Here is a 20,700-nt window from a genome sequence, read left to right on the forward strand (position 1 = left end):
AGCGTCCGCAAGGCGTTGGACGAGATGGAGGATACGGCGCTCGGCAGCGAGACCAAGAGCCAGATCGGGTTCGCGCGACAGGCCGTCGACGACTACCTCGCGCGAGCCGTGCCGGGCGACCTCGCCGCCGGCCGGGAAGGCATCAAGCATGTCGATGCTCGCTTCCAGGAACTCTCGCGCCAATCCGAAGGCCTGAAGCAGGGATCGTCCATTTTGAGCAACGAGAAGACGACGCTTTGGCCGCAGGAAATGGCTGACGCTATCAAAGCCGGGGTTCAGCCGGAGGGGCTTTTCGTCGGGCCTTCGGGTGAAATCTTCCGCATGCGGCAGGGAGTGCGCGCCGATATGGAGCGGATCGTCGGCAACCACAGCAACGACTATCTTGCCGTCAAAAACATGGTGAAAGGCGAGGGCGACTGGAACCGATCCAAGCTCACGCAGCTCTTCGGCGAAGACCAGGCGAACCAAGTCATCAACGCGGTCGATCGAGAAGCGGCGTTCAAGGAGGTTTATGACCACGTCGTTCAGGGCAGTCAGACGAAGATGCGCGATGCCGCCGAGGCGCTGGTCAAGATTCGGGACGGCAAAGGGGGCGAGAGCGCCGGAGTGACCGCAATCGTCGGTTCGGTGGGCGGACCGAAAGCGGTAGCAGGTCAAGCCTTGCTGAAGGGCGGCAAGGCGGTCAAGTCGGTGRTGGACGTGACCGCTGACGAGGCGCGAAACAACGACGTCGCCCGGATGCTGTTGCTGCCGGGCAGTAATATCGCTCCGGTGCTCGACGTACTGGCGCGGAACAGTCGCGGTCGGGCAGCGGCTGAAACGGGCGGCAAGGCGACTGAACGGATCGTGCATGCACTGCTACAGAGCCGGGGCTATGACACCGGCCACCTTGGCGCGCCCTATGCTCAGCGGTTCGCGCGGTCGGCTTTCCGCTGATCGCGCCGGTGAAAATAAAATCCGGCAGCGTAAAGGCCACTGATGCCGATCACGATGAAAGCTGAATTCGCCCAGGTTGGCCACGCATGTGTTTGCTCGCCGAACCACTCCGTAAATGGTCGGACCGCATAGGCTGCAAACAGGAATAGCAGCGCGGCCGTAAACACGACGCTGGCGAGCGCGCCGGAGATTCGAAGCCAAGATGGCCAATGCGGGTTCATGATGGCCAAAATGGCCTCTTGGCCGCTTCCCGTCAACGAGGTGCGCGCCGTCGCCGTTCGCCTCGGGAGGCTATTCGGTAACGGTGCCGCGCTATGGGTGCGGATGCAGGGCGCCTATGACACCTGGCATGCCGAGCGCGAGGTCGATGTGTCGGGCATCCCGACACTGGCAGCTTGAGAAAGGTGAAAGATGACGATTTGGGCCAAGTCCGAAGTCGCATGGTACTATGGCGACGGAATGGATACCGGCAAATGTACCGTGCGAATAGACGGCGACGAAATTGCTCTGGAATACATTTATGATGGCCGCCGCTTCGTTCTGACGGGGCGACAGGAGGGCGAAGGGCACTTTAGGCTTAGCGCAGCTCACGACCCTCGTTGCCGCTCCGATCTGCACCGATTTGCTGAAGACGACATGCTCGTTGGGACTTGGTTCGACAGCGGCTATGTCGGCATGTGCAAAATCCAGCTCATCAGCGATGATGATCTGCTTTAGACGCTGAGCATCCGTGGAGATGCGACCTGATTGGGCGCGGGCACATTTCTTCGCGCAGCATCCGTCAAAACGAGTGCCAGATCATCGGACCGGACGCTCACGGTCAGAGGCAATCCGCCGAGCCATGTGAAGCCAGCCGCCCAATGCCAGATGACGCAGAAGCTGATCACCGCCGACGATGACAGCATGGATTCCCGGAACTCTTCGTCCAAATAGATTTCGAAGAAAGCCGTCTCTCCCGGCGCAATCAAGCGGGCGTGGCGATTGCCTAGCTCATGCTCGATTATGCTTCGCGTGTCATCGTGAAGATGAACGGTAGCGACTTTAGTGGTCTCTATAAATGTGACGACGAGTTCGCGGTCTGACCTGTTGGCCAGCCTTAGGTACGGCACCCCATGGTCATCATAGAGGTGCGCAGCAGCTGTCAAAGACAGAAGCGGCCTGTTCCGTACTAGTCGATCGTACAGAGTGAACGCTGCGGTCCCAAGGCCCGCGATGCCGCCCAGCAATTTGATGCCTTCGACCAGCTCGCTCATCGGCGAGCTCAGGCGCCCGGCGCGCGGTTCACAGCGATTGCGCCATCATGGAAGTCGCGCCGCATGACGTGATGCTGGCCGTCCGACCGGATGCCATGAAAGCCGCGAGCGCTGAGCGCGTCCCATAGGTCGACGGCGGATGTCGGAATTCGCACCAGCGCCCCGATCTCTCGCGGCACCTTTTCAAGATCGGCCGCGCTCTCGATAGCGATAACGGGCTGGCCCAGCCGAACGCCTGGACTCCCATGGTTTAGGAACTCCACCCCGGCAGCCTCAAGTGCAGCCTGGACACGCCGAATGACGTCAAGGCCGCTGGAAAGTGTGCTAGCGCCCCGCTTTTCCATGCTGCTGATCGTATTCACATTGACGCCGGCCGCTTCAGCCAACGCCCCCTGGCCCACGTCGACAAGCGCACGAGCTGCACGAAGTTGATTTCCCGTTGTGAGCATGACCACTCCCAATTCTAGTTGGCTAGTTTTTTTTCATAGTTAGCTATTGACGGCAAGTCCCGTATTCCCACATAGTGAACTAGGAATTACACCTAGCCTAAAGGGATTAGGCCTTGCCACTCGCCTCCTTCACCGCCGGCCGCATCTCTTTCGAGAAAGCCGCCATCATGCGCCGGGCCTATCAGATCGGGCGGTTCGCTCTCCAGCTCGGCCGCGCTCGCCAGGAGGCGGCTTCCGAGATCAACCGCACCCTGTCCCGCTCGCTGACGAAGGCTTGGGCTGAGGCGAAGGCGGAGGCCTATGCGCTTCGCCAACGCGTCGCGATCGGCGCCGAGACGAAGGCCCGCGTCGCCCTGATGGAGCGGGACGCCGCCGCCCTTGCCGCGTCCTTCCGCAACGACCGCGCCGCGATCCGCTTCGAGATCGAGCGCGAGCATTACCGCCAGCACTTCAACCCGTCCCGCATCGACGCCCTTCGCGGCGCGCTCGTCAGCACCGGAGCCTGAGCAATGAACCTCACGCGTCGTCTGTTCCTTGGCCGGACCGGCAGCATCACGATTGCTGCAGCGGCGCCTGTCGGCGTGGCGGTTGCGGTCGCAGATCCGCTCCCCGCCTCTGCTGCGCTAGCAACCGCGCTCGAGGCTTCCCGACTGGCAGAGAACCCGGAATTGCTCGCACTCGGAGCGGAGCTTGCATCCGCCCGGAAACGGTATGCGGACGCGCAAGCCGCGCTGCCAGCAGTCCGCGAAGCAGCTCTCCGATTGGCTCCTAGCATTCCCGATGGTCTGCCCGTCCCCTTCGGTATCTCGGTCTTCGGGCAGATTGAGTGGTATTCGCTTGCCGAGCCGGCCGACATCCTCGGCAACCCGATTGAGCTTCCCCGCTTCGTCAGCCCTCGGAGCGGCAAGACGCTGCCCGTCCGCGTCCCAAAGACGGAGGACATCCTCAGCGACCGTCAATGCGGGCGGCGTTGGAACCACGGCCATCGACCCGCGTGGCAAAAAGGCGAGCATCGCCGGCTTTACGACCTCGCTGTGAAATTCGAGCGCGATACCGCCGACGCTCGCGAGGGTTCAGGTCTGAATGAGGCCGAAGGCGAGCTCTGGCGTTCGAGGTACGCGCTGACGAAGCTCGCGATGCGAGCGCGTGGGATTGAGGCCAAAACCATCGTGGGGCTGTTGATCAAGGCGCAGGCCGCAAATGCCGCTGGGAGCATCGTGGACGAGCACGACCCGAACGGGTCCCGCGTGAATGCAGGAGGTATCGGCGCCAACCTCGCTGAGGACTTCGAGCGCATCATGACAGGAGCGACGGCATGAGCTTGATCGATCTCCGACTATTAACTGCAGCCTTGGCATCAGCACCGCGCCCGACACCAGACATTGACCGCCGAGCCTTGCCGCTCGCCGAACGCGAAGCCGACCGCGTCGCTATCCTGGCCATCTTCCGCAGCGTCGCCTCTCAGCTAGAGCAACGCGCCGCCGGCGCTGGCCCCATACGCCCCGCCTGGGCGCCGTCATCGAAGGGCTGATAGCGGTCGCTGACGCGATCGACGGGGACGCCGATCTGGAAGACGGGCACGACGCGGAAGCGGTCTGCGAAGACGAGGGCGACGACAGCACCGAACCATCGATATCCTGCCGCGTGTGGCCCGGCCCGTAGGATCCACATGCGGAAAAAACATCCATTGCCACGGCGCAGCTTCTGAGCCGCTATGACTAATCTCGTTCTAGGACCTCATTTGGAAGGCCATGACGGGCATTGCGATTGTTTAGAAGGAACATTCCGATATTAGGCATACTCAGCTTCATCTGATCTGCCTGGCATACTGCATACCAAAAACAAAGTTGCAGGCTAAGTTTATTTACCCGAGCGAAGGCGTCTGATAGTTTACCTTTATCATCATCCGACATATGGATCACCGCATTTCTGGTCTCGGAAATCTTCTTGCTCAGCGCCTGCACTTGCTCGATCGAGCCTAGATTAAGCCGCTCCACCGCGCCCCCTATGATATGGGCGAGTACATCCGAATAAGACGCCTTATTGCTGGATTTTATTAGGTTCGTCGCCCTCTCTATGAAGCTCTCATCAAACTGCCCCTTAAGCGCATTCTTGATCAATGCCGCCGCCCGTCTTAGAAGAATCTTAGGCATTCTATTTGTTGGCCCGAGTTCCCGCCCTAACACTTCGAAAGCTTGGGCTACAGCTACAAATCGAGCTAGTCCATCTTCGCTCTCCCGCAGCGCTCGGACGAAAAGCCAGCGAGAAAGGCTGATCGTCGGAGATGCAGTGAACCATTTCCTACATACGTCGCGCAGCGTCTCACCGTCCTCCAAGTCAATCAGTATTTGATGCCTCATCGGCGACCGGAATAGCAGCCGATTTTCTCCAAGTCGCCAGACCAGGGCAATTCTCTCGAAATCGTCCGTGACATATTGTTCGAATTGGAACGTGAACGATTCGATCGAAAACGTCGAAATTATATCCTCAACACCATTTAAATGCTTGGATGCCTCTGAGATCGAAGTTGGGGTAGAACAGCTGACCGACAGGTTTACCAATGAATTTATGGTATGCCCACTGGTTGCAGAAGATGTCTCACTAGCATCTGTATAAATGCGAAGCTCCCAACCAGAGCTTCCTAGCGGTACCTGCGAAACTTCGGGGCCCTTAGCGGTCCAGATGTGCTCTGGATTGCCCAGAACATTATATATCTCTTTCAGGCTCGGATCGTATTTGCGAAGCACATTGAGCCCTGGCGTTCCAAAGAATCCTGCCAGCCGCGTGTCGCTTCCGATCGCGCTTGTCACACGCCCATCAACGCTTGATTTCGATGAGCCGGCCCAAATCGTCGTCGGAAGAAAATCTAGGCGGTATGTTGCATTCCCCGTATGAAAATTGCGGTTTGTGCGGACATTATACCTTGCACAGCATTCTAATGTTATAGTTCCAAGGTGCGGAGCTGAGCCCGTGATTGTGACTTGAAGAGGCGGCTTAGTCGCTCTGAAGAGTGGCAAGTCAGGGTCGGCGAAAAGAGAGTCATCTACGGAGTCGGCCTCTAAAAAAAGCGTGAGAATCGGCCTTCCATCGATCCAGATTAAGCTACCGAGAGAGCGCAGGTCGCCGATCGACCACATCGCCAGTAGCGGCTCGGTTGACGTTCGAAACGCATCGACAGCTTGTCTAGTGCTCATCAGCCGTCGCTACCAAATCGAGGAACGGATTCCATCTTTCACAAAAAAGTGAGACGGCGCTAGTTGCGCTCGCCTAACAAATCTCATGGTACGGCCGCTACATGCTCGAAATTACCCCCGACGATATCGCCGCATTGCCGGATGACGTATTGCGTGAGCTTGTAGGAAGGCTCTGCGAGGCGACAATAAGGATGAGGGGCCTGTCTCCCTCGGCAGTGACCTGGTCTGGACACCAGGATGCCGCGGATGGCGGTATCGACGTGCGTGTCGAAGCTAACAGCGCTCTCACCGGCTTCATTCCGTCACAGAACACTGGCTATCAGGTCAAGAAGCCCGACCTCGCTGCATCTGCCATTCGCGAGGAGATGGCTCCAGGCGGAATTATACGGCCATCTCTCAAAGAGCTTGTCGATCGATCCGGCGCCTATGTGATCGTGAGCTCCGGAGCATCGGTAACCGACGCGGCCCTGAAGCTGCGTAGGGACGCAATGCGCCAGGCTGTGATGGGCGTCGCCAACGGCTCTTCTCTTAAAGTCGACTTTTATGACCGCCGCCGCCTTGTGACCTGGCTCACGGAGCATCCAGGTCTCATCCCTTGGATCAGGGCAAAGGCCGGGCGCCCAATGTCCGGCTGGCAATCGTACGGCCAGTGGGCTGTTGCCCCAGAGGGGGACAAAGCGCCTTATCTGTCAGACGAAAGGGTTCGTCTGGTTGTCAGTGGCAACCGCTCGCAAACGCTAACCGCTCTCGATGGCCTGAAGCACGTCCGGGACATTCTCGGGAAACCTCGGAAGTCCGTGCGATTGGTAGGCTTATCCGGTGTCGGCAAGACACGGTTTGTCCAGGCATTGTTTGAGGGTATCGGAGAAAACCCGCTAGACCGCTCGGCGGTCATATATGCCGACATGGCGGATAGTCCCGATCCGTTGCCCACGGCCTTGGTAAGCCAACTGGTTGCTCAAAAGCGCCCAACAGTCGTCGTAGTCGACAATTGCCCGTCAGACCTCCATCGTCGCCTGACGGAGCTGTGCCGTGCGGCCGGAAGCCTCGTCAGCGTACTCACCGTCGAATACGACATCCGCGACGATGAGCCTGAAGGAAGCGAGACCGTCAAGATCGAGGCGGCTTCGGCCGATCTGATTGAACAGCTCATTCGGCTACATGTACCGGAACTGCCTTCGCTTGATGCCACCGCTATCGCGCGTTCCGACATTTCCGGCGGCAACGCGAGGATTGCCCTGGCTTTGGCCCGGACCTACAAGCCCGGGGAGTCGCTAAGCCGTTTGAATGACGCAGAGCTCTTCAAGCGCCTCTTTCAGCAACGGAACGAGCATGATTCCCATCTGCTGGCTGCCGCAGAAGCCTGTTCGCTTGTTTATTCGTTCGATGCCGAGAGTCGTGATGGCGATCAGGCGGAATTGCCGCTGCTAGCGGCTCTAATCGGCCAGTCACCGGACGAACTTTACCGGCATGTGGCGACACTCAAGGGGCGCGACCTCGTGCAACAGCGTAGCCAATGGCGGGCGGTGCTGCCGCACGCTATCGGCAATCGGCTGGCAATATCCGCTCTGAAGTTGTTGCCGATAGCCTCGATCGAGGCCCGTCTCGTGACCGAGGCTTCGGAGCGTCTCGCCCGATCGTTCTCACGTCGGCTTGGATATCTTCATGACAGCGCTGACGCTGTGGCAGTGGCGGAGCGCTGGCTCGGCCGGGAAGGTTTTCTGGGCGATATCGATGCGTTAAACGAGGTTGGCATGACCATGTTAGTCAACGTCGCCTCTTTGGCTCCTGCGGCGGCATTGCAGACTATTGAGCGCTCGTTGGCTGCTGGGGAGAAAAGCGTCCTCCTGGATGAAAGGGGAACTCGTCGACGTTATGCGGTGAATCTCGTTCATCACATTGCGTATGATGCAGTTCTCTTCGGTAGAAGTGTAGACGTCCTCGTGACCTTTGCGAAGGTCGAGAAGCCGAATGACAACCATGACAGCTCAATCGGCGCGCTGCGCGCTCTCTTCCAGGCGCGGTCTTCGCGAACACATGCAACGGTTGACCAGCGCCTTTCCAAAATTCGCGCGCTGCTCGGTTCGGCCGATAGCCGCGAGCAGGCGATGGGAGCGAAACTTCTGGCGAAGATGCTGAAAACGGGCCAATTCTCGCCGCGTCTGATCGCTGACTTCGGCAATCTCGCGAGAGATTTGGGGTATGAACCCCGTACTCCAGCCCAGATAGAGAAATGGTTCTCGCGATCGATCGACCTCGCGGTCGACCTGTTCAGTAATGCCGGATTCTGCGCGAAAGATCTGCGCATCGAACTCGCGCCCCTTCTGCCGGGACTTTGTACCGATGCGAACGTCCCCGAAGCCGTGGAGCGCCTCGTTGATGCGGCCTCAGCCAAGGAATACTGGCAAGATGCGTGGATTTCTGTTCGCCGGTCTATCCGCTTTGCTGACAAGCAGAACAAAAAGCAGAAACTCGAAAAGCTAAAGGCATTGGAGCGTAAGCTTGCCCCGTCGAACCTGAGCGAGAGGATCAAAGCACTCGTCTTTTGCCAAAGCCATATGGCAATCGACCTGATCGAGCTGGAGATCGGCAAAGAGAAGGACTATTCGGCGGCGCGCGACAAAGCTGATGCACTGGCAGAAGAATATGGGCGGCAGGTTGCGGGAGATGAGGCCCTTTTCGCAGAACTGCTGTCGGTGGTCGCCTCAGGGAGTGGCGCCTATCTAGGCGTTTTCGGGCGAGGCATGGGGCTTGGAGCCTTCGATCCGGAAGCAATGTGGCAATCGCTCAGGCAAGCTGTAGCTCAAGTTGCCGAACCTGATCGAAATCCGCAGGCGATGTTGGGCTTCATAGAAGGGGTCCAACAAAAATCGCCAGCACTGGCGACAAAGCTGCTGGATGCTGCCGTTGAGGATGATGTGCTTGGCCCATTTTTCCCGCCGATCCAGGTGGCAGCAGGCCTCGATATCGCCGGTATGGCTCGCTTGCAGCTTGCTCTAGACGGCGGCCGAGTGTCGATCTGGCAGTACCGATGCCTTATGTATGGCCGCGTTACCGAGAATGCTGATCCAGAAATGCTAGCTAAACTGCTCGGCTCGCTAGCCAGCAGGGAAGACGGGCATCTGGTGGCGATTGATATTCTCGGCATGTACTTCCACCGAGACGACAAAGAACCAAGGCCGTGGTCACCTCATGTTCTCAAGCTCGGCCTGTCGCTTCTTGCACGGGTGCGTTTCAGCGATGACGAAAATAAACTGGATTACGACTTAGCAAAGATTGCCTCTATCTGCCTGAAGGGTCGCTCAGGCCCCGCTGCCGCTCGGAACATTGTCCGAGAGTACCGAAGATCGTCAGTTGGACGTTATGTTTCACCGTATGCTTTCAATGACTTTCTATCGACTGTTTTTGCAATCCAGCCGGAGGCCTGCCTCGACGCAGCTCTTTTGAAGCCGTCCCGCTCTCGACGGCAATGGAGCGATCCGTTCGAAGATGAAGATCGCCCGAAGGGCATCTTTAGCAAGATTCCGACTCCAGCGCTGATGTCGTGGTGCCAAAAAGACCCAAGCGCCCGATTTGAACGGGTTGCTACATATGTTCCCTACATGGTCCCTCCCGCTTCGGAAGAGGACGAACCAGCTTGGATACCGGCGGCTATGGAAATCTTGCGTGCCGCTCCAAACAAGGCTGCTGTCTTGGAACGGTTTATCGTCAGGTTCCAACCCAACAGCTGGAGTGGATCGCGTGCCGCAATTATCGAGAAGCGCGCGAAGTTGCTCCTGGATCTCGATAGCGATGGCCAGATGGGGCTTCGGCCGACAGCAATGGCGGCCTACGCGAAGCTGAAAGACGCGGTGACAAAGGAGCGCGAATGGGAAAAGAAACAAGAGCGCAGGTATGATGAGGCGTTTGAGTAGGGCGTTTTATGCAGTACGGGTCCATCGGTGATCAGCAACTTCAAGCTTTTCCTGGCGGCTCTGGGCCGATAGCGGACCTTAAAAGGCGGCGAGCAGTTTAGCTGCACGACCCGCGGTGCCCTTCCAGAAAAGCTCCTGGACGATCCGACAACGATTCGGCCCTTCAAGGATGATCTGTTTTGACGATGAGCGGCCTTTGAGCACGCGCTTTACCGACTACGACATGATGATGGCGCTGCTGCACCTTTACGGGCGCTCGATCGTGCAACAGCATATCGGCAACGTGATTGGAGCTCCTGGCAGGCCCTCCGATTTGGAGCGGCATATCGGGGCTGGGGAGTTCACTCTCGAAGAGAGGGCGCAAGCGATGCGGTGCGCTCGCGAGCTTCAGGACTTGAACCTTATAGTTCCAACCTACGCGGATTTATCGGCGCCGGAGGAGTGGAGGCAGATCACCGCAGCAGGCAAGACGGCGCTCACACGAGGCGCGCTTGATGACCTGGACCGGGCTCTTGCGGAATTGTCACCCGATTTCGTCGGCATGAGGCGAGGCGCTTGGCGCGCTGCCAAATCGGTTACCGCCGATGCGGCACGTCAGGCGGCACATTCCGGGCGCGAACTGATCACCCAAGTGCTTCACTCACTGAGTCCTGACGCGGAGGTGCGGGCGCAGGCATGGTTCGCCACTGACCCCGCCAAGCCCGAACTGGTGCCTAGGAAATCGCGCTACCGCAATGCGATTCAAAAGCGCGCTCGAGGATGGTCCGAAAGCGATTTGGCAGTAGCGGTAAAGGCCAGTGAGCTGCTTGAAGCGCAATATCAAAAGCTGAGTAAGAGCGCTCATCAGCGCGGCGATGCTGATAGGCAGACCGTCATTGACGCGCTGACCACTGCAGAAATCGTTCTCCGAATTCTGCTGGTCTGACATCATCGAAACAAATCACTTAGCGGCCCCTCGGCGACTCGTTTCGTTGCGTGGTTGTGTTCATGTGTGCGCGTCGAGTTCTCAGGGCCGGGCTGGGCGGTGATATCGTCCAAGGGCCGCTCTCCCGGCGGAAGCGGAAGCTTGCTGCGGATCTCTTTGTTGATCCGATGCCCGATCGCATAGAGCCCTGCCTGGCGCTGCTGCGAAGCGAACCGCCCGCCGGCAACGACTGGGCCTTTGAGGTGAAGTGGGACGGCTACCGGCTGGCTGTGCATATCGTCGGCAAGCAGGTCCACATTCTCACGCGCGGCGGCCAGGATTGGACAAGCCGCTTGCCGACCATCGCTCATGATGCCCTCGAACTCGGGCTCGACAATGCTATCCTCGACGGTGAAGCAGTTGTGCTTGACGAGCGCGGCGCTTCTGACTTCGGAGCGTTGCAGAAGGCGCTCGGCGGACGCGGCGGGAAACGGTTCGCATCAGAGGCACGGCTGTATGCCTTCGACCTGCTCTATCTCAACGGCCATGACCTGCGCCCGATGCCGCTGACCGATCGGCGCGAGATGCTGGCGGATGCCCTGGCCTCGCAGCCGCATGGCTCGATCAGCCTGAGCGAGGAGATCGACACAAAGGGTGGGCCATTCCTCAAGCTTGCCTGCGAATTGGGTCTCGAAGGCATCATCGCCAAGCGTCGATCCGCGCCTTACCAATCCGGCCGGGGCGGTGACTGGCTCAAAATCAAATGCATCCAGTCCGAAAGCTTCGTCATCCTCGGCTATGAGCCTTCGACCGCAGCGCTTGGCGGCGTCGGCCGGCTGTTGCTGGCAGCGCGGAGCGTTGATGGGCTTGCCTATGTCGGCAGCGTCGGGACCGGTTTCTCCCAAGCCAGCGCGACCGCGCTGCGGAAGCAGATGGATGCCCTAGTCATCGACAAATCCGCCGTCACGACGCCTGAGCGCAGGCGCGGGCTGCGCTGGCTGACCCCAGCGCTTGTAGCCGAGGTCGCGTTCCGGGCATGGACCGATGAAGGCAGTCTAAGGCACGCGTCATTTAAAGGACAACGCGAGGACGCCGATGAAGCCAGCGTGTTCGAGCTCGGCTAAGACAGGCTGCCTTTCAGGGCTGCGTATCGATCGATGAGCGCGCGCAGCTGCGCGACGGCGGCCTCTCCGCGAATTTGCTTTATCCCGCGCAGCTGATCGGGCACGCCGTCGAGCGCGTCATTGCGCCGGGTGAGCGGCAACTCGGCGAGAAAGCGCACCTCGCATTCCAGCTTCCATTCCTCCGACCAGGTCGAGACATCTCGGCCGGCGAGCACAGAAAAGGTCATCGGCGGGTTGGCTGGCGGGTAGGTAGGCATGTGACCGCCTATTTCAGATTCCCGGATTGTCTGGAACCCAATGTCCGCGCGGAGCAGCGATGCGCTCCATATGCTCGAGGTGATGAGCCCAACCTTCCGGGCCTATGAATTCGAGATAGGTTTCTAGGGCCGGGCGCATCGCCGGCAGGCAGTAGTCGCGGGTGACGCCACTGCCTTCGACCGCCGTAGCCTGCCGCACCCCATTCGCGTAGCGCCCGGCATGGATATGAATGGTCCATGCCCAAGGCGGCAGGACGCCCGCTGCAGTCTGGTGCTGGACTATCGTCCCGACGCTGACGCCCTCGCATGTCACCGTCCAGAACATGTGGCGCTCCCACTCCGGAATGAAGCGAGGGCTTGAGTGCTGGAGCAAGAACTCAGGTTTCATAGCGCGCGGATCTGCTCCTCGAATTCCTCCGGGATCAGGCCGTGACGCGCGAGGACGTCGAGCGCACTGACCTCGCCGGTTTCGTCGTCGGCAGTGACATGGATGACGGCCACGCCCTCCGCCGTTTTCCCCAGCCGTTCGCCTTCGTTCAGAGCATGATGCCTTGTCTTTGCGAGCACGCGCTGCGCGGGAACGAGCCGCTTCCGATGCGTCCGGAAGGGCTGGAGGAAGAACGTATCGACGTTTGCCACGGCTTGACTCTCGAAAGCGATTTGTTCTCATTACGTTCTCATTGAACGGAATGCAATCGATGCACATTTCGCCCGCCCTAATCGGTCCTCCGGTCTATCTTCCGGTCTATCTCAAAGCGGTTCGAGCGGGTTTTCCGTCGCCTGCGGACGACTTCCTCGACCAGCCCATCGACCTATCGCGAACGCTGATCCAGAACGCTCCGGCCACCTTCATAATGACCGTGGCAGGCGATTCCTGCATCGATGTCGGCATTTTCCCTGGCAGCCTCATCATCGTCGATCGTAGCCTCGTTCCGAAGGATGGCGATGCCGTCGTGGTCGATGTGAATGGCGAGCGATCAATCAAGGTGTTCCGCATCACCGGAGGCCGCTCAAGTCTCGCGTTCGGCAACCGACGCTACCCCGACTACGACCCTGGCCCTAATCCCGAGATTGATATCTTCGGCGTCGTGACCAATGCGGTGCGGCGCTTCCGGAGATGACCGCCAGCTTCGCCCTGATCGACGGGAATAGCTTCTATTGCTCCTGCGAGCGCGTGTTCGATCCAAAGCTGAAGCGTAGGCCGGTCATCGTCCTGTCCAACAATGACGGATGCGCGGTGGCGCGGACGGCGGAGGCCAAGGCGCTCGGGATCAAGATGGGTGCGCCAATGTTCACCATCCGCGATCTGGTGAAGCGCGAGGGCGTCGTCGTTTTTTCGTCGAACTACACGCTCTACGGCGACATGAGCCGGCGGATGAACACCGTCTATGAGCGCTTCGCCTCTGACATCGAGGTCTACTCGATCGACGAGAGCTTTCTGGACATGACGCCGGTGGCGCCTGAGCACCGCCAGGAGATGGGCCGCGACCTGCGCTCGACCGTCTCCACATGGATCGGCGTGCCAACCTGCGTCGGGATCGGCCCGACGAAGACACTGGCGAAGCTCGCCAACAAGATTGCCAAGAGCACGCCACAGCTTTGCGGGGTCTGCGACCTCACCAGCGAGGAAGCGCGTGGCGAATGGCTGCCACTGTTTCCGCTGGAGGATATCTGGGGCATTGGTCGTGCCAGCCAAGCGAAGCTTGCTGCCTTCGGATGTCGGACGGCCGCCGATGTCGCTGCGCTCGATCCAAAACTCGCCCGCAAGACGCTGACTGTCGTCGGCGAACGCATCATCCATGAGCTGCGCGGGACACCGTGCATTGATCTGGAGACTGTGGCGCCGACCCGGAAGGGATGCGCCGTCACGCGGTCGTTCGCAGGCCGCGTCGACAGCCTGGACATGATGCAAGAGGCTATCGCAGCGCATGCGACCCGTTTGGGCGAGAAGCTGCGCAACCACGGCCTGGCGACGGACCACGTCACGGTATTTTTTCACACCTCTCCGCACGACCACGGGCCAGCGCGCAGCGTCTCAACGACAGTGGATTTCCCGGAGGCCAGCAACGACACGCTTACGTTAATCCGCGCCGCGAAGTGGGGCGCCCGGCGGATCTGGAAGAGCGGCTATCGCTACGCCAAGGCCGGCCTGATGACGGTCGACATTGTGCCGCTGGAAGCCTCGCAGCGCGCGCTGATCGGCGGGCTTAATCGTGAGAAGTCCGGCAGGCTCATGGACGCGCTGGACGCCTGCAACGCCAAACATGGTCGCGGCGCCGTGTTCTCGGCAGCAGCTGGCATTGAGCGCCAGCGAAAAGCGTGGATCACAAAATTCGAGCTGAGGTCGCCGCGCTACACGACGCGGATCGACGAAGTTCCCGTTGTAGGAGTTGCGGCATGAGTGCGTTCATTCACCAGGTGGAAATGAAGCTGTCGGAGGCGGAGACTCCCGAGCGCCTGCGCAGGATCGATAGCTGGTGCGGCGAATGGGAGATCGGCTTCCGGGTCGTCGATCGTGTCCCGGGCTCGGAGAACGTCCGGCTGGCCTTCGAGGAACCACGCTTGGCGCGCGCCTTCGTCGGCCACTTCGGCGGCGTCCTGGTTGACGAGCGGGAGGTTGGGAATGCGTTCGCCGACGATGCAGCCGACGAGGACGCGTATGACCGGATGGCCCACGAATTCAACGATTGAGCGGCAGGTCGGTTAGGCGTACGCGACCCATCCCCGGAATGCGAAGCCGGTGTAGAAGAGGCTGATCTCGGTAAATCCAGCCTCGCGAAGAAGCTGTTCGTCGCTCTCCGGAGAGAGGATCGGCAGACGCTCGGCGATTCCTGCGCGCGCCGCATTAGCCTGGGCCGGATCGATGCCTGACGATATCGAGAACGCCGCGTAACGCGACAGCCAGAGGTCAAGCTCGCCGTCAGGAATGCTGTAATGCGCGGCGACGAAGGGAGCGCCGGGCTTCAGTCGATGCCGGATCTCTTTGAGCGTGCGAAGTCGCTCCTCGCGCTCGATGAAGTGCAGCGTCAGGATGCAGGTCGCTCCGTCGAACGGGCCGGCGGGTGCGCTGTCGATGAAGCCCTCGTGAAACCGTGTCCGGCCGACATGGTCGCCGAGGGTCTTCCGAGCGAGATCGAGCATCGCGGCGGCGGGATCGACACCGACAAACGACCACTGAGGTTGTCCTACAGCGAAGACCTTGAGTTCAAGACCGCCGCCGGCGCCGACGACCAGCACCTGGGCGTCAGCCGGCGCTCGCTCCGCCAGCAGGAGCATAGCCATTCGCTGCATATCGACATAACCCGGCACCATGCGCGGCGGGTTTTCGGCGTAGCGGGCGACGGCCTGCGTATCAGAAAATGTGGTCATGGGAACGATATACTATAACGATTATGGAGCGGAAAGGTCGGCTGGGTTCAATAGCTGACATGCGGCTGTTCCAGGGCTAGCCTGTCCCGATGTGCAACCTCTACAGCCACACCCGCAACGTAGATGCGATGCGCAAGCTCTTTGCGGCGTTCGACGTGGAGGCGCAGGTCGTCCCGCAGTCGGGCATCTTCCCGGATTATCCAGCCCCCATCATCCGCAACGATAGCGACGGCGGACCGCCACGTCTGACGATGACGCGCTGGGGCATGCCTTCGTCCAAGCAGGCGATCTACCAAGCTGCGACCAAGCGAGCCGACAGGCTGCGGTCTAAGGGCAAGTATGCTGACTTCTCCGCGCTGCTGAAGGTCGAGCCGGATGGCGGCACGACGAACGTCCGCAACACCTCAAGCGCGCATTGGAGGCCATGGCTCGGCACCGAGAGCCGCTGCCTGGTCCCGTTCACCAGCTTCAGCGAGTTCGACCACGCCTCGAAGCAGGACATCTGGTTCGCCTTCGGGGCGGACCGGCCGACCGCGTTCTTCGCTGGCATCTGGTGCCCGCAGTGGACCAGCGTCCGCAAGATCAAGACCGGCGTGGAAACGATCGACCTCTATGCATTCCTGACAACCGAACCGAATGCCGAAGTGGGCGCAGTCCATCCCAAAGCGATGCCCGTCATACTGACGACGCCCGAGGAGTGTGAGGCCTGGATGACGGTGCCATGGGAGCAGGCGAGCGCGCTCCAACGCCCGTTGCCGGACGGGTCGCTCGATATCGTCGCGCGCGGAGCGAAGAAAGACGAGTCAGCGGGACTTATGGATGATGGGGGTGGTTTCGTCGGCAACGGCTGAATTGCCAGCTTACCCCTCCAAAAGAAGCCTGGGCTGCGTCGGCAGCAGTATCCACTCGACGATGTTCCCGGGCTTGATATTGAAGCCGCGCGCTTTCAGCGCCGCAGCATCTTTAGGGTGTAGGCAGCATCTCGACCCATGGCTAGCCGAGCCGTCGACATTCACCACCCCGATCTCCGTGCCTTTTCGTCCATAGACATGGGCATGTTTTTGGCCGGCGCCATGCGTTGCCTGGTCGACGCGAATGCCATTCGCGAAACGCCCGCTGATCCATTGGCCTTCAACCAGCCGCTGGAACGTCGTCTGCTGTGCGCCCACAGAAATCAAGATCTGGTCGAGCATGGGCAGATCAGTGATTTCGGTGATGCGCATGGTTCGTCCTCCAGGCCGCGCGAGGTAAGCAATTCCGCCAGCGTGGACCCCATGTGGACCCCGCAGAAAAACGGCACGCGTCAGCGCCGAAGCGCTTCGCGTCCAATGCTTTGATAAGATTGGCTTTGTCCTGGAGCGGGAGAAGGGATTCGAACCCTCGACCCCAACCTTGGCAAGGTTGTGCTCTACCCCTGAGCTACTCCCGCGTCAGGACAGTTGCGCCGCAGCGCGTGGCCGGGTTTCTGCCCCAAAGCAGTCGGGAGCGCAAGCGATTCGATGAAGATTTTTTGTCGGCGTCGCGCGAGACGGGCTGCAGCGCTTGTCGATCGCATCCGTCGCGGCTACGCAGTCGGCGCGGGGCGCGGCTTCCGCAGTGCCGGCTTCATGACCACCGCCCAACGTCCTTCGCCCCTTACGTCCCCCGCTCCTGCGATCGCTGAATGACCGAGCCTCTCACCCCGGACGAACTCTGCGCCCGTCTCACGCAAAGCGGCATCGCCTTTCACCGCACTGACCATGCCGCGGTCTTTACCGTGGCGGAGACGGCGCCGCATCGCGATCTGATGATCGGCTTGCAGACCAAGAACCTGTTCCTGAAGGACAAGAAGGGTCGGCTCTTCCTGATCTCGGCCCGCTCGGATGCGCGGATCGATCTCAAGCGGCTGCATGAAAGGCTGGGTGCCAGCGGCCGCCTCTCCTTCGGCTCGGCCGAACTGCTTTTCGAGAAGCTCGGCGTGACGCCGGGCTCGGTAACGGCCTTTGCCGTGGTCAACGACCGCGCCGGCGACGTCGCCATGGTGCTCGACGCCAACCTCATGACAGGCGAGGCGGTGAATTTTCACCCGCTCGTCAACACCGCGACTCTTCGCATTGCGCGCGACGATCTTTTGGCCTTTCTGCGCGGGACGGGCCATGAGCCGATGATCGTCGATTTGCCGGTACCCGACGATGGACAGAACGGCTAAGGCTTCCCATCTATGGGGCGCGCTTTCGAGAGCGCTTCAACCAACGAACGACGACCGTATCACGAAGGGCGATCCATGCTGGTCAATGGCGAGGCGGGCGCGCAGCCCAGCCTGATCAAGGACACCACCACCCAAGGCTTTCGGCAGGACGTCATCGACGAGTCGATTCGGCAGCCGGTGCTGGTCGATTTCTGGGCGCCGTGGTGCGGGCCCTGCAAGCAGCTGACGCCGATCATCGAGAAGGTGGTCAAGGAGGCGAAGGGCAAGGTCAAGCTCGTCAAAATGAATATCGACGAGCATCCGCAGATCGCGGGCCAGCTCGGCATCCAGTCGATTCCTGCCGTCATCGCCTTCAAGCAGGGCCAGCCGGTCGATGGATTCATGGGCGCGCAGCCTGAGAGCCAGATCAAGGCTTTCATCGAGAAGATCGCCGGGCCGGTCGGGCCGGGCGAGGCCGAGGAACTCGTCATGGCGGCGCAGGAAGCGTTGACGGCGGGCGATGCGGCGGGCGCCAGCGAGCTCTATGCTGGGGCGCTGCAGCTGCAGCCGGAGAACCTCGCCGCAATCGCGGGCCTTGCGCGGCTGCACCTGGACACCGGCGATATCGAGGGCGCCAAAGGCATCCTGGCTCTGGCACCGCAGGACAAGGCACAGGATCCGGTGATCGCTGCCGTTCGTGCCGGGATCGAACTCGCCGAGCAGGCGGCGGAGCTTGGCGATACGGGCGAGCTCGAAGCCAGGGTCGCGGCCGACCCGGCCGACCACCAGGCCCGCTACGACCTGGCGCTGGCGCTGAATGCCCGCGACCGTCGCGACGAGGCGGTGAGCCATCTGATCGCCCTGATCAAGGCCGACAGAAGCTGGAACGACGATGGTGCTCGCAAGCAGTTGCTGCAGTTCTTCGAGGCATGGGGGCCGATGGATCCAGCCAGCGTCACCGGGCGGCGGAAGCTCTCGACCCTGCTGTTCTCCTGAAGGACGAAAGGCGGATGGGCATGAACATGGTCTATGGCGGGCCGGGTGACTGCCCCGGAACAGTGCCGCTTTTCCCGCTCGGCGGGGCGTTGCTGCTGCCGCGCGGGCAGATGCCACTCAATATCTTCGAGCCGCGCTATCTCGCGATGATCGACGATGCGCTGCGCAAGGACCGGATCATCGGGATGATCCAGCCGCAGCCGGATGATGGGCGCCAGCCCGACGTGCCGGCGCTGCTGAAGGTCGGCTGCCTCGGTCGGATCACCCAGTTCGCCGAGACCGGCGACGGGCGTTACGTCGTCACGCTCACCGGCATCAGCCGTTTCCGGATTGTCGAGGAGCTGCTGGCGGATACCGCCTATCGGCAGGCGCAGGTGGATTGCGAACCCTTCGCGGTCGACTTCATTGCCCGTGCCGGCGAGGACGAGGTCGATCGCGACGGGCTGCTCAAGGCGTTGCGCGCCTTCGCCAAGGCCAACGAGCTCAAGATCGACTGGAAGGGCGTCAACGAGGCTCCCAACGAGGCGCTGGTGAATGCCTTGTCGATGATGTGCCCGTTCGGACCGCGCGAGAAGCAGGCGCTGCTGGAGGCCGGTAGCCTCAAGGACCGCGCCGAGGTGCTGGTCGCGATCACCGAGATCGAGCTGGCGCGCAGCGGCGGCGACGCGGATACGACGCTGCAGTGAGCACCGTTCCGCCCGACAGCCTCGCGGCGGAGCCTGCCGCCTCCTCGCGCCGGCCGCAGATCTGGCCGCCGCGCCGGGCTGTCGCGGCGTGGATCTTCTTCGACTGGTCGACGCAGCCCTTCTTCACCCTGATCACGACCTTCGTCTTCGCGCCGTTCTTCGCTTCGGCGTTGGCGGGCGATCCGGCGGAAGGCCAGGCGCTGTGGGGCTATGCGACCGGCTTCGCCGGCCTTTGCATCGCGCTGGTTTCGCCGCTGCTCGGCGGCATCGCCGACCGGACAGGGCCGCGCAAGCCCTGGATCGCGGCCTTCGGCGGGTTGCTGGTGCTGGGCTCTGGCATGCTGTGGTTCGCGGCCCCCGGTTCAGGATGGGCGGTGCCGATCGCGCTGGCCGGTTTCATCGTCGCGACGATCGGGGCCGAATTCGCGACGACCTTCAACAATGCGATGATGACGCGGCTGGTGCCGCCCGAACGCCTTGGCTGGCTGTCGGGGACCGGCTGGGCGGTCGGCTATCTCGGCGGGCTCGTCTCGCTCGCGCTCACGCTCGGACTTCTGGCGGCCGATCCGCACACCGGCAAGACGCTGGCCGGGATCACGCCGGTTCTGGGGCTGGATGCGGCTGCGCGCGAGGGAGACCGCTTCTCAGGGCCGCTGACCGCGCTCTGGTTCCTGGTCTTCGTGGCGCCGATGTTCCTGATCACGCCTGATTCGCCGAAGACGGGTATGGGTCTGAAGGAGGCCGCGCAAGGCGGCGTCGGGCGGCTGAAGGCGACGCTCGCCGAACTGCCGCAGCTGCCCGCGCTGGGGCGCTTCCTGCTCGCCAACATGATCTATCAGGACGCGCTGGTCGCGCTTTTCGCTTTCGGGGGCATTTATGCGGCCGGTGTCTTCGGCTGGCAGACGATCGAGCTCGGCATCTTTGGCATCTTACTGACGGTAACAGGAACGTTCGGTGCCTGGATGGGCGGCAAGCTCGACGATGCGATCGGCGGCAAGCCTGTCGTGCTGGGTTCGATCGCCTGCCTGCTCTTCGCCTGCATCGGCATCCTCTCGCTGGGGGCCGACCACGTCTTCTTCGTCGTGCCCGTGCAGCCGCCAGTTCCCGGGGACGGGCTTTTCGCCTCGCTGCCGGAGCAGATCTATCTGGGTCTCGGCCTGCTTATCGGGCTCGTGGCCGGCCCGATGCAGGCGGCATCGCGTAGTTTGATGGCGCGGCTGGCGCCCGAGGGTCGCATCGGCGAGTTCTTCGGGCTATTCGCGCTGTCGGGGAAGGTCACGTCTTTCATGGGGCCGACCCTGGTGGCGCTGGCGACGAGCGTCTTTGCCAGCCAGCGCGCCGGGCTCGCGGTGTTGATCGTGTTTTTCCTGGCGGGTGGTGTGCTGCTCGCCGGGGTAAAGCTGAAGCGGGTGGGCTGACCCCTTCGTCATTCCGGGGCGCCCGCAGGGCGA

Annotated in this window: 24 protein-coding genes, 1 tRNA gene and 1 pseudogene; 16 read left to right on the forward strand and 10 right to left on the reverse strand. The window is 61.3% G+C overall.

Features of this window, described 5'->3' with window-relative positions; genetic code table 11:
- The first annotated feature begins 24 nt into the window (after positions 1-24).
- A complete protein-coding gene (locus AC1DR6_RS00005; RefSeq protein WP_476827128.1) occupies positions 25-936 on the forward strand; it encodes a hypothetical protein in 912 nt (303 codons plus the stop codon).
- Here the strand turns inward: AC1DR6_RS00005 and AC1DR6_RS00010 are convergent.
- Positions 906-1,166 carry a hypothetical protein gene (locus tag AC1DR6_RS00010; protein ID WP_476827129.1) on the reverse strand — a complete coding sequence of 87 codons (261 nt, stop codon included), beginning with the start codon at positions 1,164-1,166 and terminating at the stop codon, positions 906-908. The genes AC1DR6_RS00005 and AC1DR6_RS00010 overlap by 31 nt on opposite strands.
- Positions 1,167-1,203: 37 nt before the next feature.
- Here AC1DR6_RS00010 and AC1DR6_RS00015 point away from each other — a divergent pair.
- Both AC1DR6_RS00015 and AC1DR6_RS00020 read left to right on the forward strand, forming a co-directional pair.
- A pseudogene (locus tag AC1DR6_RS00015) lies at positions 1,204-1,335 on the forward strand (helix-turn-helix transcriptional regulator); the annotation flags it as partial.
- A 12-nt stretch (positions 1,336-1,347) separates the two neighbouring features.
- Entirely contained in the window at positions 1,348-1,653 is a 306-nt protein-coding gene (locus AC1DR6_RS00020; protein WP_476827130.1) for a hypothetical protein, read from the forward strand.
- Here the strand turns inward: AC1DR6_RS00020 and AC1DR6_RS00025 are convergent.
- Together AC1DR6_RS00025 and AC1DR6_RS00030 are read right to left on the reverse strand one after the other, a co-directional pair.
- Positions 1,650-2,189, reverse strand: coding sequence for a hypothetical protein (locus AC1DR6_RS00025; RefSeq protein ID WP_476827131.1), 540 nt, complete (start codon positions 2,187-2,189; stop codon positions 1,650-1,652). The two genes, AC1DR6_RS00020 and AC1DR6_RS00025, sit on opposite strands and share 4 nt — an antisense overlap.
- A gap of 8 nt (positions 2,190-2,197) precedes the next feature.
- Positions 2,198-2,638 carry a hypothetical protein gene (locus tag AC1DR6_RS00030; protein WP_476827132.1) on the reverse strand — a complete coding sequence of 147 codons (441 nt, stop codon included), beginning with the start codon at positions 2,636-2,638 and terminating at the stop codon, positions 2,198-2,200.
- A gap of 113 nt (positions 2,639-2,751) precedes the next feature.
- On the opposite strand from AC1DR6_RS00030, the gene AC1DR6_RS00035 reads away from it, so the two are divergent.
- Positions 2,752-3,144 carry a hypothetical protein gene (locus AC1DR6_RS00035; protein WP_476827133.1) on the forward strand — a complete coding sequence of 131 codons (393 nt, stop codon included), beginning with the start codon at positions 2,752-2,754 and terminating at the stop codon, positions 3,142-3,144.
- A gap of 75 nt (positions 3,145-3,219) precedes the next feature.
- Positions 3,220-3,957, forward strand: a complete 738-nt coding sequence (locus tag AC1DR6_RS00040; RefSeq protein WP_476827134.1) for a hypothetical protein — start codon at positions 3,220-3,222, stop codon at positions 3,955-3,957.
- A gap of 399 nt (positions 3,958-4,356) precedes the next feature.
- Here the strand turns inward: AC1DR6_RS00040 and AC1DR6_RS00045 are convergent, their stop codons facing one another.
- Positions 4,357-5,448 carry a HEPN domain-containing protein gene (locus AC1DR6_RS00045; RefSeq protein WP_476827135.1) on the reverse strand — a complete coding sequence of 364 codons (1,092 nt, stop codon included), beginning with the start codon at positions 5,446-5,448 and terminating at the stop codon, positions 4,357-4,359.
- Positions 5,449-5,933: 485 nt separating this feature from the next.
- Between AC1DR6_RS00045 and AC1DR6_RS00050 the strand changes: the two genes are divergently transcribed.
- The 3 genes from AC1DR6_RS00050 (at position 5,934) to ligD (ending at position 11,774) form a co-directional block, all read left to right on the forward strand.
- The gene (locus AC1DR6_RS00050; protein WP_476827136.1) at positions 5,934-9,746 is read left to right on the forward strand and encodes a hypothetical protein; all 3,813 of its coding nucleotides are present in this window, start codon (positions 5,934-5,936) and stop codon (positions 9,744-9,746) included.
- Between the two features lie 169 nt (positions 9,747-9,915).
- The gene (locus AC1DR6_RS00055; RefSeq protein ID WP_476827137.1) at positions 9,916-10,671 is read left to right on the forward strand and encodes a pPIWI-associating nuclease domain-containing protein; all 756 of its coding nucleotides are present in this window, start codon (positions 9,916-9,918) and stop codon (positions 10,669-10,671) included.
- 167 nt (positions 10,672-10,838) lie between these two features.
- Positions 10,839-11,774 (forward strand): non-homologous end-joining DNA ligase, encoded by a 936-nt coding sequence (gene ligD / locus AC1DR6_RS00060; protein WP_476827138.1) that lies wholly within the window; start codon positions 10,839-10,841, stop codon positions 11,772-11,774.
- On the opposite strand, the gene AC1DR6_RS00065 is transcribed toward ligD, so the two are convergent.
- From AC1DR6_RS00065 to AC1DR6_RS00075, 3 genes are read right to left on the reverse strand one after another with little or no spacing between them, the layout of a single operon-like run.
- Positions 11,771-12,031 (reverse strand): DUF7696 family protein, encoded by a 261-nt coding sequence (locus tag AC1DR6_RS00065; protein ID WP_476827139.1) that lies wholly within the window; start codon positions 12,029-12,031, stop codon positions 11,771-11,773. The two genes, ligD and AC1DR6_RS00065, sit on opposite strands and share 4 nt — an antisense overlap.
- A gap of 13 nt (positions 12,032-12,044) precedes the next feature.
- Positions 12,045-12,419, reverse strand: a complete 375-nt coding sequence (locus AC1DR6_RS00070) for a hypothetical protein (RefSeq protein ID WP_476827140.1) — start codon at positions 12,417-12,419, stop codon at positions 12,045-12,047.
- Positions 12,416-12,670 (reverse strand): hypothetical protein, encoded by a 255-nt coding sequence (locus AC1DR6_RS00075; protein ID WP_476827141.1) that lies wholly within the window; start codon positions 12,668-12,670, stop codon positions 12,416-12,418. Before AC1DR6_RS00075 ends, AC1DR6_RS00070 begins: the two co-directional genes overlap by 4 nt.
- Here AC1DR6_RS00075 and AC1DR6_RS00080 point away from each other — a divergent pair.
- Genes AC1DR6_RS00080 through AC1DR6_RS00090 form a run of 3 tightly spaced genes read left to right on the forward strand, consistent with a single transcriptional unit; the run spans position 12,664 to position 14,722 of the window.
- Positions 12,664-13,152, forward strand: a complete 489-nt coding sequence (locus AC1DR6_RS00080) for a LexA family protein (RefSeq protein WP_476827142.1) — start codon at positions 12,664-12,666, stop codon at positions 13,150-13,152. The genes AC1DR6_RS00075 and AC1DR6_RS00080 overlap by 7 nt on opposite strands.
- The gene (locus AC1DR6_RS00085; protein WP_476827143.1) at positions 13,149-14,432 is read left to right on the forward strand and encodes a Y-family DNA polymerase; all 1,284 of its coding nucleotides are present in this window, start codon (positions 13,149-13,151) and stop codon (positions 14,430-14,432) included. Before AC1DR6_RS00080 ends, AC1DR6_RS00085 begins: the two co-directional genes overlap by 4 nt.
- Positions 14,429-14,722 (forward strand): hypothetical protein, encoded by a 294-nt coding sequence (locus AC1DR6_RS00090; protein ID WP_476827144.1) that lies wholly within the window; start codon positions 14,429-14,431, stop codon positions 14,720-14,722. Before AC1DR6_RS00085 ends, AC1DR6_RS00090 begins: the two co-directional genes overlap by 4 nt.
- Positions 14,723-14,734: 12 nt before the next feature.
- Here AC1DR6_RS00090 and AC1DR6_RS00095 read toward each other — a convergent pair whose 3' ends face one another.
- Positions 14,735-15,400 (reverse strand): class I SAM-dependent methyltransferase, encoded by a 666-nt coding sequence (locus AC1DR6_RS00095; protein ID WP_476827145.1) that lies wholly within the window; start codon positions 15,398-15,400, stop codon positions 14,735-14,737.
- A gap of 89 nt (positions 15,401-15,489) precedes the next feature.
- Between AC1DR6_RS00095 and AC1DR6_RS00100 the strand changes: the two genes are divergently transcribed.
- A complete protein-coding gene (locus AC1DR6_RS00100; protein ID WP_476827146.1) occupies positions 15,490-16,251 on the forward strand; it encodes an SOS response-associated peptidase in 762 nt (253 codons plus the stop codon).
- Positions 16,252-16,260: 9 nt separating this feature from the next.
- Here the strand turns inward: AC1DR6_RS00100 and AC1DR6_RS00105 are convergent, their stop codons facing one another.
- Positions 16,261-16,623: a hypothetical protein gene (locus AC1DR6_RS00105; protein ID WP_476827147.1), complete on the reverse strand. Its 363-nt coding sequence runs from the start codon at positions 16,621-16,623 to the stop codon at positions 16,261-16,263.
- Positions 16,624-16,754: 131 nt separating this feature from the next.
- A tRNA-Gly gene (locus tag AC1DR6_RS00110) sits at positions 16,755-16,829 on the reverse strand.
- Between the two features lie 234 nt (positions 16,830-17,063).
- On the opposite strand from AC1DR6_RS00110, the gene AC1DR6_RS00115 reads away from it, so the two are divergent.
- The 4 genes from AC1DR6_RS00115 (at position 17,064) to AC1DR6_RS00130 (ending at position 20,667) form a co-directional block, all read left to right on the forward strand.
- On the forward strand, positions 17,064-17,588 hold the full coding sequence (locus AC1DR6_RS00115; RefSeq protein ID WP_476827148.1) for a prolyl-tRNA synthetase associated domain-containing protein: 525 nt from the start codon (positions 17,064-17,066) through the stop codon (positions 17,586-17,588).
- A 75-nt stretch (positions 17,589-17,663) separates the two neighbouring features.
- Positions 17,664-18,563, forward strand: a complete 900-nt coding sequence (gene trxA, locus AC1DR6_RS00120; RefSeq protein ID WP_476827149.1) for a thioredoxin — start codon at positions 17,664-17,666, stop codon at positions 18,561-18,563.
- Between the two features lie 14 nt (positions 18,564-18,577).
- Entirely contained in the window at positions 18,578-19,249 is a 672-nt protein-coding gene (locus AC1DR6_RS00125) for an LON peptidase substrate-binding domain-containing protein (protein ID WP_476827150.1), read from the forward strand.
- A complete protein-coding gene (locus AC1DR6_RS00130; protein WP_476827151.1) occupies positions 19,246-20,667 on the forward strand; it encodes an MFS transporter in 1,422 nt (473 codons plus the stop codon). Before AC1DR6_RS00125 ends, AC1DR6_RS00130 begins: the two co-directional genes overlap by 4 nt.
- Positions 20,668-20,700 lie beyond the last annotated feature (33 nt).

This window comes from Allobosea sp. P5_A5, from assembly GCF_056400625.1.

What these genes read in the sequence shown, in the direction of transcription:
- AC1DR6_RS00105 (WP_476827147.1), bottom strand. Translation starts at nt 16,623, where the DNA reads ATGCGCATCACCGAAATCACTGATCTGCCCATGCTCGACCAGATCTTG.
- AC1DR6_RS00030 (WP_476827132.1), bottom strand. Translation starts at nt 2,638, where the DNA reads ATGCTCACAACGGGAAATCAACTTCGTGCAGCTCGTGCGCTTGTCGAC.
- AC1DR6_RS00115 (WP_476827148.1), top strand. Translation starts at nt 17,064, where the DNA reads ATGACCGAGCCTCTCACCCCGGACGAACTCTGCGCCCGTCTCACGCAA.
- AC1DR6_RS00020 (WP_476827130.1), top strand. Translation starts at nt 1,348, where the DNA reads ATGACGATTTGGGCCAAGTCCGAAGTCGCATGGTACTATGGCGACGGA.
- AC1DR6_RS00100 (WP_476827146.1), top strand. Translation starts at nt 15,490, where the DNA reads ATGTGCAACCTCTACAGCCACACCCGCAACGTAGATGCGATGCGCAAG.
- AC1DR6_RS00090 (WP_476827144.1), top strand. Translation starts at nt 14,429, where the DNA reads ATGAGTGCGTTCATTCACCAGGTGGAAATGAAGCTGTCGGAGGCGGAG.
- AC1DR6_RS00050 (WP_476827136.1), top strand. Translation starts at nt 5,934, where the DNA reads ATGCTCGAAATTACCCCCGACGATATCGCCGCATTGCCGGATGACGTA.
- trxA (WP_476827149.1), top strand. Translation starts at nt 17,664, where the DNA reads ATGCTGGTCAATGGCGAGGCGGGCGCGCAGCCCAGCCTGATCAAGGAC.
- AC1DR6_RS00025 (WP_476827131.1), bottom strand. Translation starts at nt 2,189, where the DNA reads ATGAGCGAGCTGGTCGAAGGCATCAAATTGCTGGGCGGCATCGCGGGC.
- AC1DR6_RS00125 (WP_476827150.1), top strand. Translation starts at nt 18,578, where the DNA reads ATGGGCATGAACATGGTCTATGGCGGGCCGGGTGACTGCCCCGGAACA.
- AC1DR6_RS00055 (WP_476827137.1), top strand. Translation starts at nt 9,916, where the DNA reads ATGATCTGTTTTGACGATGAGCGGCCTTTGAGCACGCGCTTTACCGAC.
- AC1DR6_RS00095 (WP_476827145.1), bottom strand. Translation starts at nt 15,400, where the DNA reads ATGACCACATTTTCTGATACGCAGGCCGTCGCCCGCTACGCCGAAAAC.
- AC1DR6_RS00065 (WP_476827139.1), bottom strand. Translation starts at nt 12,031, where the DNA reads ATGCCTACCTACCCGCCAGCCAACCCGCCGATGACCTTTTCTGTGCTC.
- AC1DR6_RS00070 (WP_476827140.1), bottom strand. Translation starts at nt 12,419, where the DNA reads ATGAAACCTGAGTTCTTGCTCCAGCACTCAAGCCCTCGCTTCATTCCG.
- AC1DR6_RS00085 (WP_476827143.1), top strand. Translation starts at nt 13,149, where the DNA reads ATGACCGCCAGCTTCGCCCTGATCGACGGGAATAGCTTCTATTGCTCC.
- ligD (WP_476827138.1), top strand. Translation starts at nt 10,839, where the DNA reads ATGCCCGATCGCATAGAGCCCTGCCTGGCGCTGCTGCGAAGCGAACCG.